Source organism: Streptomyces sp. NPDC104096, from assembly GCF_055584385.1.
The window spans coordinates 1-12,865 of the sequence record NZ_JBVJMD010000041.1; the positions used below are offsets into that span (position 1 = coordinate 1).

Below are 12,865 nucleotides of genomic sequence, written 5' to 3' on the forward strand. Positions count from 1 at the left end.
GTGAGCAGTTCACGCAGCGGATGACGGGCCAGTACCTCGTCCACCTCCGGCGTCGACGCCGCCGCCAGCCGCGCCGCCACCGGCAGCGACTCGTCGAGCAGTCTCCTCGACGCCTCCCGGACCAGGGTGCGGCCGGGCCCCTTCGGCACCCGGGCCGCCGCCCGCTCGTAGAGCTTGCCGCCCTCCTCCAGGACCAGACCCGTGTCGAGGCCGGCCGGGATCTTGATCTCGGCGTGCCGGCGCCAGGTGGTCACGGGGTCGGACCACGCCTCGACCGTGTAGGTCCAGCGCCCTGTCGCGTCCGGGCGCACGTCGGCACCCCACAGGTCGGTGCCCGGGGCGAGTTCACGCATCGGGGTCCAGGGGCCGCGGCGTCCTTCGGGGTCCCGCAGGACGACGTTGGCGGCGACGGCGTCGTGGCCCTCGCGGAAGACGGTGGCGGTGACCTGGAACGCCTCTCCCACGACCGCCTTGGCCGGGCGTCTGCCGCATTCCACCCGAGGGCGGACCCCCCGTACCGGGATCCTGCCGATGGCCCTGGTGGACTTCATGTGTTGACCTCCGCCGTGCTGGTCGACGGGCCGTCCGCGGCCCGGCTGTTCGGACTGTCCAACTGGAACCGGGGGAGGACTAGCTCTCCGCCGGGGAATGCCGGAGCGCGAGGGCTCCGCTGTGCGCGGGGGTCTTCGGCCGACCACGCCCGCTCCGCTCCCGCAGATAGGTTCCGGCGGCGCTGCCCAGATAGCGTTCGGCGGCCTCGGCCGCCTCGCGGGCACAGCGCTTGCCCATCAGCACGCACAGGGTGTATCCGGAATCCTCGAAGGTGGCCCGTACCGAGCGGTCACCCGGTGCGGCGAGCATCGCGCGCTCCCATGACCGGTAACGCCTCAGGTGACGGGCGACTTCGGCTTTCGCGGGTAGCAGCATGGCGCTGTTCACCTTCCGGGATTTCGAGAGGTGCGTCGCCCGGGAGATCGGGCACGCAGAGGCGCCGACAGGGCGCGGCTCTCAAGGCTTTCACTTATGGTGCACGCGCGATGACCCAGCGTCCTGTTGGATCTTGGTTGTGGTGCGCTCGTGTTGCACGAATGGCGTAGCAGCCGCACTGTGGATGTGACTCAGGAGCGACTACCGTTCACGCTTCGTGTTCGGGACTCGGCCCGCGGGGTCGAGATCCACCGAGAACCTTGCCGGTGAGGAGCCAACGACGATGAAGACCGCAGTGCCCTGTTACTACCACCTCGACGTGGAAGTCGGTCCGGAACGCGTGGACCAGGTCAGGCGCATCCTGGCCGCCCACCTACGGCTCTGGGATCTCGAGACGCTGGTCGAGCCGGTCTGCAGCGGCACCGAGCTGCTGCTGAAGGCCATCGACGAACACACCACGGACAAGAGCGCGTCGATCGAGATGTGGTGGAACCGCCAGCACCTGATCACCGCCATCGGCGAGAACGACAGCGATCTGCGCCCGGACCCGGACCTGCGCGACTGCCTGGGGCGCATCGCCGCGATGAGCGACGGCTGGGGCTGCTGCGCCACCGGCACCGGCGCCAAGGTCATCTGGTTCTCGCAGCGCGCCCGGGCCGGCGAACGCGTCCCGCTGGTGCCCACCGTGCCCGAACCGAGCCTGCGGGAGGTGCTTCAGGTGCCCCGGGCGCTGCGGGTCGCGGCGCTGGCCGACCCCATGGACGGCGTCCTGGCGGCCGCCCGGTGACCGCGAAGTCACCCCGCAGGTCCACGGTAGGGGTGTCCGCCCGGAGCGGGCACCCCTACCCGTTGGGTGCCGAATTCGACGGGAGGGGAACCAACTTCGCACTCTTCAGCGAGGTCGCCGAGCGCGTCGACCTGGTCCTCGTGGACGACCGCGGCAGGCACCGGCAGGTCCCGCTGACCGAGGTCGACGGCTTCGTCTGGCACGGCTATCTCGCCGGTGTCGGCCCGGGGCAGCGCTACGGCTACCGGGTGCACGGGCCGTGGCACCCCGGTTCCGGGCACCGCTGCAATCCCGCGAAGCTGCTGCTCGATCCGTACGCCAGGGCCGTGGACGGTCAGATCGACGGCCACGCCTCGCTGTACGAGCGGGCGCCCGACGGACCGGACCCGGCCGACAGCGCCGGGCACACCATGCTCGGCGTGGTGATCGACTCCGGCTTCGACTGGGGCGACGACCGCCCGCCCCGCCGGTCGTACGCCGACACCGTGATCTACGAGGCCCACGTCCGGGGGCTGACCCGCACCCACCCCGACGTGCCGGCCGAACTGCGCGGCACCTACGCCGGACTCGCCCACCCCGCGGTCCTGGAACACCTCACCTCGCTGGGCGTGACCGCGGTCGAACTGATGCCCGTTCACCAGTTCGTGCAGGACGGCGTGCTCCAGGGCCGCGGGCTGTCCAACTACTGGGGCTACAACACGATCGGCTTCTTCGCCCCGCACAACGCCTACGCCGCCCACGGCACCCGGGGGCAACAGGTCGCCGAGTTCAAGGCGATGGTGAAGGCGCTGCACGCGGCCGGGCTCGAAGTGATCCTCGACGTGGTCTACAACCACACCGCCGAGGGCAACGAGAAGGGGCCCACCCTTTCCTTCCGGGGCATAGACAACGCCTCGTACTACCGGCTGGTCGACGGCGACTGGTCGCACTACTACGACACCACCGGCACCGGCAACAGCCTGCTCATGCGGCACCCCTACGTGCTCCAGCTGATCATGGACTCGCTGCGGTACTGGGTGACCGAGATGCACGTCGACGGGTTCCGCTTCGACCTGGCGGCGACGCTGGCACGGCAGTTCCACGAGGTGGACCGGCTGTCGGCGTTCTTCGACCTCATCCAGCAGGACCCGGTGATCAGCCGGGTCAAGCTCATCGCCGAGCCGTGGGACGTCGGCGAGGGCGGCTACCAGGTGGGCAACTTCCCCCAGCTGTGGTCGGAGTGGAACGGCAAGTACCGGGACGCCGTACGGGACTTCTGGCGCGCGGAGGAGCACACGCTCGGCGAGTTCGCCTCCCGCCTGACCGGTTCCTCGGACATCTACGCGCACAGCCGGCGCAGGCCCCGCGCCAGTGTCAACTTCGTGACCGCACACGACGGGTTCACCCTGCGTGACCTCGTCTCGTACAACGACAAGCACAACGAGGCCAACGGCGAGGGCAACCGGGACGGCGAGAGCGACAACCGGTCCTGGAACTGCGGCGCCGAGGGCCCGACCCGCGACCCGGGCGTGCTGCGGCTGAGGTCCCGTCAGCAGCGCAACTTCCTGGCCACCCTGCTGCTGTCGCAGGGCATCCCGATGCTCTGCCACGGCGACGAGCTCGGGCGCACCCAGCGCGGCAACAACAACGCCTACTGCCAGGACAACGGGGTCTCCTGGGTCGACTGGCGACTCGGCGAGGAGCAGCGCCGGCTGCTGGAGTTCACCCGGCACGCGATCGCACTGCGCTCCGCCCACCCCGTGCTGCGCCGCCGTCGCTTCTTCCACGGCGAGACGCCCACCCACGCCGACCAGCCGCTGCCCGACCTGGTGTGGCTGCTGCCCGACGCGAGCGAGATGACCGACCGGGACTGGCGGCGCGCCGACGCGCACTCGGTCGGGGTCTTCCTCAACGGCGACGCCATCGCCGAGCCCGACCCGCAGGGCCGGCCCGTCGTCGACGACTCGTTCCTGCTGCTGCTCAACAGCTACTGGGAGCCGGTCGACTTCCGGCTGCCGGGCACCGCCTACGGCGAACGCTGGACGACGCTGATCGACACCATGGAGCAGGACGATGCCCCGGACGAGACGGAACACAAGGCGGACACCGTCCTGACCGTCGGACCGCGCAGCCTGGTCCTGCTCACCCGCCCCGCCCGCCGGAGCGGGTGAGGCGGGGCACCGGAGCGCGGAGCGCTCAGCGCGCGTGGTGCGAGGTCACCGTGAACTGGGCGCCGTCGGGGTCGCGCAACACCACCATGTCGGGGCTCCGGCGCAGGACGCTGCCGCCGTGCCGCTCCGCGTCGCGCGCGCAGGCCGTCGGGTCGTCGACCGCGAAGTGCACCTGCCAGTGCGGCCGGATGGTGGGGTCGGGGGCCGCCTCCAGCGCCCCGGAGACGATCCGGGCCACGACGTCGCCCCGGCTGCGCAGCACGACCTCGCCGCCCTCGTAGTGGACCTCGCAGCAACCGGGGCAGTCGGACGCCCATTCGAGGACCTCGCCGTAGAAGATGGCGGCGTCGAACGCGTCACGGGTGTGCAGCCGGATGAAGGCGGGGGACACCTCCCGCCAGGTCTCCCAGTCCGAGAAGAGCGTCCCCTCCCAGATGCCGAAGGTGGCGCCGTCCCGGTCGGCCAGCAGGGCCGCGCGTCCCGGCGAGAGGGAGATCGGTCCCACCGCGGCGGTGCCGCCGCGCTCGCGTACCCGGGACACCGCCTCGTCCGCGCTGCGCACGGCGAAGTACGGCGTCCAGGCCACCGCCATCTGCCACATCGCGGCGACCGCGGCGATCCCGGCGACCGGAGCCTCGCCCACCATCGCGATGCGGAACTGGTCACCGAGTTTCGCCGTGCGCCACTGCCAGCCCAGCACGGCGGTGTAGAACTCCTCCGCCGCCTTCAGGTCGCGGCTGGTCAGGCTCACCCAGCAGGGTGCTCCGAAGACGGAGTGGGTCGAGACGGGGTGCTCGGTGGAGGTCGAGGTGGAGGGGCTCGTGTTGTGATTCATGGTGCTCGCGTTCCGATCTCGTCGCCCGGGGGGCCACCGGTCCCCTCCCTCCCGGAGGGGGCACCGGTCCCGTTCCAGTGTCCGGTGGGAACCGCTCCCCGCGCTTGTCGAGTACCCCCGGTGCCGCGGGGGCGCACGCGTGCCACGATGGAAGCGTGGCAGGCGTACGGGACGAGTCCGGGGACGAGACGGACCGCATCTTCCGGCTCCAGGAGGAGATCGACCAGCTCAAGGAGGCGGTCGTCTCGCACGCCGTGGTGGATCAGGCGATCGGCATGGTGGTCGCGCTGGGGCGGGTGACGCCGGACCAGGGCTGGCTGGTGCTGAAGGAGGTCTCCCAGCACACGAACGTCAAGCTGCGCCATGTGGCGGAGGCGATCCTGCTCTGGGGACGCAGCGGCGAGCTGCCCATGGAGCTCCGCGCGGAGCTGGACGACGCCCTGGACCGGTACGGTCCCGTACAGATCCCGGGCGCACCCCCGACCGGGTGACAGCTCTCAGCCGCCCTCCTCGATCTCCGCGCGCAGCCGGGCGAAGCAGCCGCTGAGCAGCCGTGAGACGTGCATCTGCGAGATGCCGAGCTGCTCCGCGATGGTGTTCTGGGTCATGCCGCCGAAGAAGCGCAGATACAGGATGGTGCGCTCGCGCTCGGGCAACGCCTGGAGGCAGGGCGTCACGGACACCCGGTCGACGACCGTGTCGTAGGCGGGATCCGGACCGCCGAGCGCGTCCGCCAGGGCGTACCCCTCGGTGCCGGGCATCTCGGCCTCCAGCGACAGCGCCGTGAAGCAGTCCAGCGCCTCCAGCCCGGTGCGCACCTCGTCCTCGCCGAGCCCCGTGTGCTCGGCGAGCTCGGCCACGGTGGCATGGCGCCCGGACAGCGAGGGCGCCAGCTCCTTGGTGGCCTTGCGCACCTGGTTGCGCAGGTCCTGGACGCGACGCGGGACGTGCAGCGTCCACATGTGGTCGCGGAAGTGGCGTTTGATCTCACCGGTGATGGTCGGTACCGCGTACGCCTCGAAGACCCGGCCGCGCGCCGGGTCGTAGTGGTCCACCGCCTTGACGAGTCCGAGAGCCGCCACCTGGTACAGGTCCTCCAGGGTCTCGCCGCGGCCGCGGAAACGGACGGCGATCCGCTCGGCCATGGGCAGCCAGAGCCGGACCAGCTCGTCCCGGAGTTCCGTGCGCTCGGGGCCCGCGGGCAGCCGTGCGAACCGTTCGAAGGACTCGGTGGTGTCAGGGGCGTCGTCGTGCGGATGTTGTTTCGTTCTGATGGCGGTACGCATCTGCGCGCCTTCCCTCAGCGGGTGCCGGATGGACAGACCCCGCGGGAAACGCACGCTCGGGCCCATGGGCAGGGAGGCCGGAGCCGACAACGGGCATAACCCCGCGGGCGTGCCTCCTGTCCGAAGCACTGAAATTCGAATTCCCCGCCCGGCCACTTCCGAAACAATTATCCAAATATATGCAGGAAAGGCCACCTTATGAATTCGAGGGAATTCGGGGAGTGAAATTCCCCGGTGTGAGCGGCTCCCGGACGGGCCTCGCGCGGGCGGGCGGCGGCCGCCGCTCTTGACCCTCCCTTGGTGCCGATACCTCTGATGCAGAGCTAATCTCGGTGGCATGGAGCAGCGGGAGACCTTCCCCGACGAGCTGGCGCACGCGCTGGTCGGGGTGCACCGGCTGATCAGGCGCCGGCTGCGGGCCGGGCTGGGCGCGCCGCGGCTGCGCGGCGCCGAGGTGGAGCTGCTGCGCCTGGTCGAGGCGCGGCCCGGCATCGGCGTCGGCGACGCGGCCAAGGAGCTCTTCCTGGCGGGCAATTCCGTCTCGACCCTGGTCAACAAGCTGGTCCGGGACGGCTTTCTGATCCGCGAGACCGATCCCGCCGACCGGCGGGCCGCCCGACTGCTGCTGACCGAGGCCGCCGAGGCCCGGCTGCGTGCCTGGCAGGAACGCCGCGCCGACCTGCTGCGCCGCCATGTGGCCCGGCTCGACGAGGCGGACCGGGAAGCGCTCGGCGCCGCCGTCCCGGCCCTGCGCCGGCTGGCCGCCACCCTGCGCGAGGAAGTCGAGGAGTCATGACCCCGAACGCCGCCGGATCGAATGCTGCCGGACCGAACGCAACCGGACCGAACGCAACCGGACCGGCCGAGGCCGTCCGCTGCGCACGGCTCGCCTACTCCTTCGGCGCCACGAACGCCGTCGACGGGCTGGACCTGTCGGTCGCCGAGGGTGAGATCTTCGGGCTGCTCGGACCGAACGGCGCCGGGAAGACCACCGCGATCCGCTGCATCACCACGCTGCTGCCGGTCCCGGCCGGCACGGTGCGCGTCTTCGGTCACGACGCGGCCGGGGAGCAGATGGCCGTACGGCGCATGCTCGGCTACGTACCGCAGCAGCTGTCCGCCGACGCGGGCCTCACCGGGCGCGAGAACGTCGCCCTGTTCGCCCGGGTGTTCGACGTGCCGCGGCGCGAGCGTGCCGAACGGGTCGGTCAGGCCCTGGCCGCGGTGGACCTGGAGGACGCCGCCGACCGTCTGGCGAGCACCTACTCCGGCGGCATGGTCCGCCGCCTCGAACTCGCCCAGGCGCTGGTCAGCGCCCCCCGACTGCTGATCCTGGACGAGCCGACGATCGGCCTCGACCCCATCGCCCGTACCGGGGTCTGGGACCACATCAACGCCGTACGCGCGGCCACCGGCATGACCGTCCTGGTGACCACGCACTACATGGACGAGGCCGACCAGTACTGCGACCGGGTCGGCCTGATGCACCGCGGCCGCATCCGCGCCCTCGGCACCCCGGCCGAACTCAGGCGCGGGCTCGGCGAACGCCGGCGCGCCGAGGGCACGGCGGCCTCCGGTGCGCTGCCGACGCTGGAGGACGTCTTCCGCGACGTCGCCGGCAGCGGCCTCGACGACAGGTCAGGAGACTTCCGCGATGTCCGAAGCACCCGCCGCACCGCACACCGTGTCGGCTGACCACCTCCCCGGCAAGGACATCGGCCTGCTGCTGCGGCCGCCCCGGCCCCGGGCGGGCTGGCGGCTGCTGCCCGCCAGGGTCGGCGCGATGTGCGCCGTCGAACTCCAGAAACTGCGGCACGACCGTACGGAGCTGTACACCCGCGCCGTCCAGCCCGCGCTGTGGCTGCTGATCTTCGGCCAGACCTTCACCCGGATCAAGGCGATCCCCACCGACGGCATCCCCTACATCGACTACCTCGCCCCCGGCATCATCGCCCAGTCCGCGATGTTCATCGCCATCTTCTACGGCATCCAGATCATCTGGGAGCGGGACGCGGGCATCCTCAACAAGCTGCTGGTCACGCCCACCCCACGGGCGGCGCTGATCACCGGCAAGGCGTTCGCGGCCGGGGTGAAGTCGCTGATCCAGGCGGTCGTGGTCGTCGTCATCGCGGCCGCCCTCGGCGTGGCCCTGACCTGGAACCCGCTGAAACTGCTGGGCGTCGCCGCGGCCGTGGTCCTGGGATCGGCCTTCTTCTCCTGTCTGTCGATGACCATCGCGGGCATCGTGCTCAGCCGTGACCGGCTCATGGGCTTCGGTCAGGCGATCACGATGCCGCTGTTCTTCGGATCCAACGCCCTCTACCCGGTCTCCGTCATGCCCGGCTGGCTCCAGGCCGTCAGCCTGGCCAACCCGCTGAGCTACCAGGTCGACGCGCTGCGCGGGCTGCTCCTCGGCACGCACGCGCACCTCGCGGCCGACTTCGGGGTCCTTCTCGTGGCCGCCGCGGCGGGCATCGCCGCCGCCTCCTCGCTGCTGGGCCGACTGGCCCGCTGAACTCACCCGGAGAAGTGATGTGCGGCACGCCCCGCTCGGGCCCTCGCGCGACCCGGATCCGGATTCCTCCTGCGCACAGCTTGATCAACGATCAAATAGGTCGAATCCGCTGGCCACGCCTTATTACGCGCATTTGACAGTGCACTGAGCGCACGGATAGGAAGCAGCCTCAGAGGTCGAGAGGTAGGACTGTGTACGAGTCGAACGTGGTCGGTGACTGGCGGGAGTACGACGAGCATGCCGGTCTGCGTGTCCGCGTCCATGGGCTGGAGGCGGCCGAGCCGCCGCGCGGCCGTGACGACGCCGCCGAGGGGATGACGTACTTCCGGCTGCGCGTCACCGTCGAGAACCGGGGCGAGCGGCACCTCGGCATCCACCTGGAGGACGGCCAGATCGACGTACGCCTCGGTCCCGACGGCGAGAGCGCCTTCGTCGACTGGCGCAACACCCAGTTCATCGAGGGCTTCGACGTCTATCCGCTGCGCAGGGCCACCGCCGTGCTGTTCGCCGCGGGCCCCGAGGCCGCCCTCGACCTGATCGACGTGCAGATCCAGCTCCGGGTCGACGAGGAGTGGACCGACCGGCGGCTGTGGACCGGCGGCCTCGGCCTGCGCGAGGGGTCCGTCGCCCCGGCCACGGGCGCGGGGCGGGAGGGCCTGGCCGGCCAGGTGAGCAACTTCCTGCGGGACCAGGCCGAAGAGGGCACCGCCTGACCCGGCCGCGCGGCCGGGCCGGGGGCGCCCGTCCCGCTGCGGACCCGGGCCCGCAGCGGCCGGGCTTCGACCGGAGAGCCGCCTCGGAGCTCAGTGCGGGATGCCGTCGATGATCTCGCGGGCGCCCTGTCGCAGCAGGGCCACGGCGACCGAGGTGCCCAAAGTGGCCGGATCGAGCCGCCCCGCCCACTCGTGGGCGTTCAGCCGGGTCTTGCCGTCCGCGGTGAACACACAGGCGCGCAGGGAGAGCTCACCACTGCGGTCCACCCGCGCGAAACCGGCGATCGGGCTGTTGCAGTGGCCCTGGAGCACATGCAGGAACATACGCTCCGCGGTGGCCTCCCGATGGGTGGCCGGGTCGCCGAGGCCGCTGACGGCGTCGATGAGCTCGCTGTCGCCCTCCCGGCACTGAAGAGCGAGGATGCCCGCGCCGATCGGCGGCATCATCGTCTCCGGCGACAGGACCTCGCTGATCACGTCACTCCGGCCGATCCGCTCCAGCCCGGACACCGCCAGCAGCAGGGCGTCGGCCTCGCCGGCCGCCAGCTTCTCCAGCCGTCGGTTGGCGTTGCCGCGGAACGGCACGCACTCCAGCTCCGGGTGCGTGGCCGCCAGCTGCGCGACCCGGCGCACCGAGGAGGTGCCGATCCGGGTCCCCGCGGGCAGTTCGTCGAGGGTCAGCCCGCCGGGGTGGACGAGGGCGTCGCGGATGTCGTCCCGCTTCAGGAACGCGGCGAACACCGTGCCCGCCGGGAGCGGCCGGTCCGCCGGGACGTCCTTGACGCAGTGCACCGCGAGATCGGCCTCGCCGGCGAGCAGCGCCGCGTCGACCTCCTTGGTGAACGCGCCCTTGCCCTCGACCTGGGACAGGTCGCCCATCCACTTGTCGCCGGTCGTCTTCACGGGCACGACCTCGGTGCGAACACCGGGGTGGAGAACCGCCAACTCGGCGCGCACCCGCTCCACCTGGGCCAGCGCCATGGGCGAGTCGCGGGAGACGATCCGGATCAATTCGGGAACGGACATGCGGACACGATAGACCCTCCCGAGGGCTCCTCAGACACGAACCGCGTTCAACAGGACACCGGCAGGCTGTAGCGCACCTTCTGCATCGCGCGCCCCCCGAGACGGTCGTAGAACCGGATCGCCCCCTCGTTCCACGCGGGCGTCTGCCACTGCACCTCGGTCATGCCCCGGCTGTCCGCCTCGGCCACCACCGCGTCCATCAACAGGGCGCCCAGGCCCCGTCCGCGGTGGGCGGGGGCCAGGAACAGGCAGTCCATGTGCAGGTGGTCGCGGCCGTCCCAGGTGGACAGCACGGGAGCGCACGTGGCGTATCCGGCCACCTCGCCGCCGGGCAGTTCGGCCAGCAGACACACCAGCCGGGGCGCGGGACCGTCGAAGAGGAGACCGGCCAGACGATCGACGAGATCGTCCACCGGCGGCTCGGCCCGCTCGTACTCCGCGTGCTGGGCGGCGAGTTCGGCGACCCGCGGCAGATCGGCGGGAGTGGCGTGCCGGACCCGGGGACCGCCGGCCGTCGCGTCGTGAAGATCGTCCATCCGCACATCATCCCCCAAGGGCCCCGGAGCCGTAGGGGTTCCGGGGCCCGGAGCACGGGCGGAGCGGCGGGCGGTGGTGCGGTCAGGCGTTGGGGTCGAACGTGATCCCGGACGGCTTCGCGGAGGAGAGGTGGGAGGCGAAGCTGCTGTCCTTCAGGCCGAAGTTGGCGCTGCCGAAGTCGTAGGCGCTCAACTTGTCGCGCAGACCGGCCGGGTAGCCGTTCCAGCCGACCAGCGGCGGGTACTGCCAGGTGCCCTTGTGGTTCTCCGGCGGCTCGTCGTTGGTGTTGGCCAGCCGGAAGCAGTGCGTGCTGATGCCGTCCTTGTGGTAGACGACCTTCGCGTGCGTGCCCTCGAAGCGGACGGTGGAGACCGCGTGCACGGTGAACGAGCCGTGGTTGGACGTCGAGACGTACTGCACCTGGCCGTTCTGCACCCACACCACGACGTGCTCCCAGTCGTTGCGGTGGCCGCCGAGACCGCTGCCGGCCACCGCCTGGTCCTTCTCGAAGTACAGGCCGTACAGGTACGCGCACCAGCCGTTGTTGCACTTGTAGCGCGAGTAACTGTTGGTGTTGTCCAGGTCCGAGGCGTCCCGGCACTGGCCGTTGAGGGCTCCGCTCGGCTTGAGACCGCCGTTGATCGTGCCGTCGGGGCCGATGGCCGGCGTGGGGTAGCAGCCGTCCGTGTCGTAGTCGAACGCGGGCTGGTAGGCCAGTTCCGCGGCCTCGGCGTCGGAGGGCAGCGCCTGCGGCGGGGCGGCGAAGGCGGCGGTGGGGAAGGCGATGACGAGGGCGGCGGCCCCGGCCAGGCCGGTGATCCATCTCCTGCGGTGTGCCTTGAACTTCGGTGACGACACTGCGTCCTCCTCGGGGTCCGGGCGCAGCCCAACGGCTGTGGGGGAATGGGGAGTTCAGCTTCCCGGGTTTTGACTTCCGGGCCAAGGGGCCGTGTGTGTACAGGCGGTGAGCCGCAGCCCAATACTGGACGGTGACGGGTCGTCAGGCGGTGTCGTCCGGCAGGTCCGGCAGGTCGGCGGCCGACTCCTCGGGCGCCAGATCGGGGCGCAGCCGCTGCCAGGACGGCCGGTGCAGCATCCCGGCCCGGGTGCGGGTGCTGAAGCGGACCTCGCCGACCAGCCGGGGCAGCACCCAGTGCGCGTCCGTGACCGGCGGCACGGGGTCGAACGGGCACCGGTCCGTCGCGGCGGCCCGCAGCAGCGCGGCGAGGTCGGCCCGCTCCGCCTCGCTCCAGCCGGTGCCCACGCTGCCGACGCAGCGCAGCCGCCCCTCGGCGCGCTGCCCCACCAGGACGGCGCCGGGCAGGCCGGACAAGCGCCCCCGGCCGGGCACCCAGCCGCCCACGATCACGTCCTCGGTGCGCAGGTTGCGGATCTCGGTCCAGGCCCGGGAGCGCACCCCGGGTTCGTAGAAGGAATCGAGCTGTTTGCAGACCAGGCCCTCCAGGCCGTGCTCGCGGGTGGCCCGCAGCGCCTGCTCGCCGTGGCCGACGAGGGCGGCCGGTGTCGACCAGTACGGTCCGTGCAGGCCGAGCTCCTCCAGCCGGGAGCGCCGACGGCGGTAGGGCTCGGTCAGCAGGGGGTGGGTGCCGAGGTGCATGACGTCGAACAGGACGAGATGGACGGGGACTTCGGCGGCGCGGCGGGCCGCCCCGGCCGGTGTGTGGGCCAGGTCCGTCCGGGACCGCAGGAGCTGGAAGTCGGCGCGGCCGTCAGCGTCGAGGGCCAGCACCTCCCCGTCCAGTACGGCCGGTGTGGCGCCCAGCGCGCTCCCCAGCGCCCGCAGTTCGGGGTAGGCGGCGGTGATGTCCTCGCCGGACCCCGCCCGCAGCAGCACGCCGCCGTCCCCGGTCAGATAGGCCACGACCCGCTGGCCGTCCTGCTTGGTCTCGTACGCCCAGTGCGCGTCCTGCGCGGGGGGCGGCAGGGTTCCGGGCACGGCGAGCATGGGGGCGATCAGCGGCAGGGTCACGGGTCAGGTGTCGACGGGCCCGGCCCGCGTCACGCGTGCGGCCCGCAGGTTTCCCCTGAACGGCGCCGTCCCCCGGCACTCCGGCGTGCCGGGATGCGG

Annotated in this window: 15 protein-coding genes; 7 read left to right on the forward strand and 8 right to left on the reverse strand. The window is 71.7% G+C overall.

Annotated elements, in window-relative coordinates; translation table 11 throughout:
• Positions 1–551, reverse strand: a 551-nt coding sequence (locus ACZ60B_RS30885) for a maltotransferase domain-containing protein (RefSeq protein WP_469392723.1), incomplete at its 3' end; no start/stop codon positions are given.
• 79 nt (positions 552–630) lie between these two features.
• Entirely contained in the window at positions 631–927 is a 297-nt protein-coding gene (locus tag ACZ60B_RS30890) for a DUF5133 domain-containing protein (protein WP_469392725.1), read from the reverse strand.
• Between the two features lie 283 nt (positions 928–1,210).
• On the opposite strand from ACZ60B_RS30890, the gene ACZ60B_RS30895 reads away from it, so the two are divergent.
• Positions 1,211–1,714 (forward strand): pep a2, encoded by a 504-nt coding sequence (locus tag ACZ60B_RS30895; RefSeq protein WP_469392727.1) that lies wholly within the window; start codon positions 1,211–1,213, stop codon positions 1,712–1,714.
• Entirely contained in the window at positions 1,711–3,864 is a 2,154-nt protein-coding gene (glgX, locus tag ACZ60B_RS30900; RefSeq protein WP_469392729.1) for a glycogen debranching protein GlgX, read from the forward strand. Before ACZ60B_RS30895 ends, glgX begins: the two co-directional genes overlap by 4 nt.
• A gap of 25 nt (positions 3,865–3,889) precedes the next feature.
• On the opposite strand, the gene ACZ60B_RS30905 is transcribed toward glgX, so the two are convergent.
• Positions 3,890–4,699, reverse strand: a complete 810-nt coding sequence (locus tag ACZ60B_RS30905; RefSeq protein ID WP_469392731.1) for a VOC family protein — start codon at positions 4,697–4,699, stop codon at positions 3,890–3,892.
• A 155-nt stretch (positions 4,700–4,854) separates the two neighbouring features.
• On the opposite strand from ACZ60B_RS30905, the gene ACZ60B_RS30910 reads away from it, so the two are divergent.
• On the forward strand, positions 4,855–5,190 hold the full coding sequence (locus ACZ60B_RS30910; protein WP_469392733.1) for an ANTAR domain-containing protein: 336 nt from the start codon (positions 4,855–4,857) through the stop codon (positions 5,188–5,190).
• 6 nt (positions 5,191–5,196) lie between these two features.
• On the opposite strand, the gene ACZ60B_RS30915 is transcribed toward ACZ60B_RS30910, so the two are convergent.
• Positions 5,197–5,985: a SigB/SigF/SigG family RNA polymerase sigma factor gene (locus tag ACZ60B_RS30915; protein WP_469392736.1), complete on the reverse strand. Its 789-nt coding sequence runs from the start codon at positions 5,983–5,985 to the stop codon at positions 5,197–5,199.
• A gap of 337 nt (positions 5,986–6,322) precedes the next feature.
• Between ACZ60B_RS30915 and ACZ60B_RS30920 the strand changes: the two genes are divergently transcribed.
• The 4 genes from ACZ60B_RS30920 (at position 6,323) to ACZ60B_RS30935 (ending at position 9,213) form a co-directional block, all read left to right on the forward strand.
• Positions 6,323–6,781, forward strand: a complete 459-nt coding sequence (locus tag ACZ60B_RS30920; RefSeq protein WP_469392738.1) for a MarR family winged helix-turn-helix transcriptional regulator — start codon at positions 6,323–6,325, stop codon at positions 6,779–6,781.
• On the forward strand, positions 6,778–7,680 hold the full coding sequence (locus ACZ60B_RS30925) for an ATP-binding cassette domain-containing protein (RefSeq protein WP_469392740.1): 903 nt from the start codon (positions 6,778–6,780) through the stop codon (positions 7,678–7,680). Before ACZ60B_RS30920 ends, ACZ60B_RS30925 begins: the two co-directional genes overlap by 4 nt.
• On the forward strand, positions 7,640–8,500 hold the full coding sequence (locus tag ACZ60B_RS30930; protein ID WP_469392742.1) for an ABC transporter permease: 861 nt from the start codon (positions 7,640–7,642) through the stop codon (positions 8,498–8,500). The genes ACZ60B_RS30925 and ACZ60B_RS30930 overlap by 41 nt, the downstream gene beginning before the upstream one ends.
• Before the next feature lie 191 nt (positions 8,501–8,691).
• Positions 8,692–9,213, forward strand: coding sequence for a hypothetical protein (locus tag ACZ60B_RS30935; protein ID WP_469392744.1), 522 nt, complete (start codon positions 8,692–8,694; stop codon positions 9,211–9,213).
• Between the two features lie 90 nt (positions 9,214–9,303).
• On the opposite strand, the gene hemC is transcribed toward ACZ60B_RS30935, so the two are convergent.
• The 4 genes from hemC to ACZ60B_RS30955 all read right to left on the reverse strand — a co-directional run bounded on the left by hemC (position 9,304) and on the right by ACZ60B_RS30955 (position 12,766).
• Positions 9,304–10,239 (reverse strand): hydroxymethylbilane synthase, encoded by a 936-nt coding sequence (hemC, locus tag ACZ60B_RS30940; RefSeq protein ID WP_469392746.1) that lies wholly within the window; start codon positions 10,237–10,239, stop codon positions 9,304–9,306.
• A 47-nt stretch (positions 10,240–10,286) separates the two neighbouring features.
• The gene (locus tag ACZ60B_RS30945) at positions 10,287–10,775 is read right to left on the reverse strand and encodes a GNAT family N-acetyltransferase (RefSeq protein WP_469392748.1); all 489 of its coding nucleotides are present in this window, start codon (positions 10,773–10,775) and stop codon (positions 10,287–10,289) included.
• An 82-nt stretch (positions 10,776–10,857) separates the two neighbouring features.
• The gene (locus tag ACZ60B_RS30950) at positions 10,858–11,634 is read right to left on the reverse strand and encodes an NPP1 family protein (RefSeq protein ID WP_469392751.1); all 777 of its coding nucleotides are present in this window, start codon (positions 11,632–11,634) and stop codon (positions 10,858–10,860) included.
• 142 nt (positions 11,635–11,776) lie between these two features.
• A complete protein-coding gene (locus ACZ60B_RS30955; RefSeq protein ID WP_469392753.1) occupies positions 11,777–12,766 on the reverse strand; it encodes an ATP-dependent DNA ligase in 990 nt (329 codons plus the stop codon).
• Positions 12,767–12,865 lie beyond the last annotated feature (99 nt).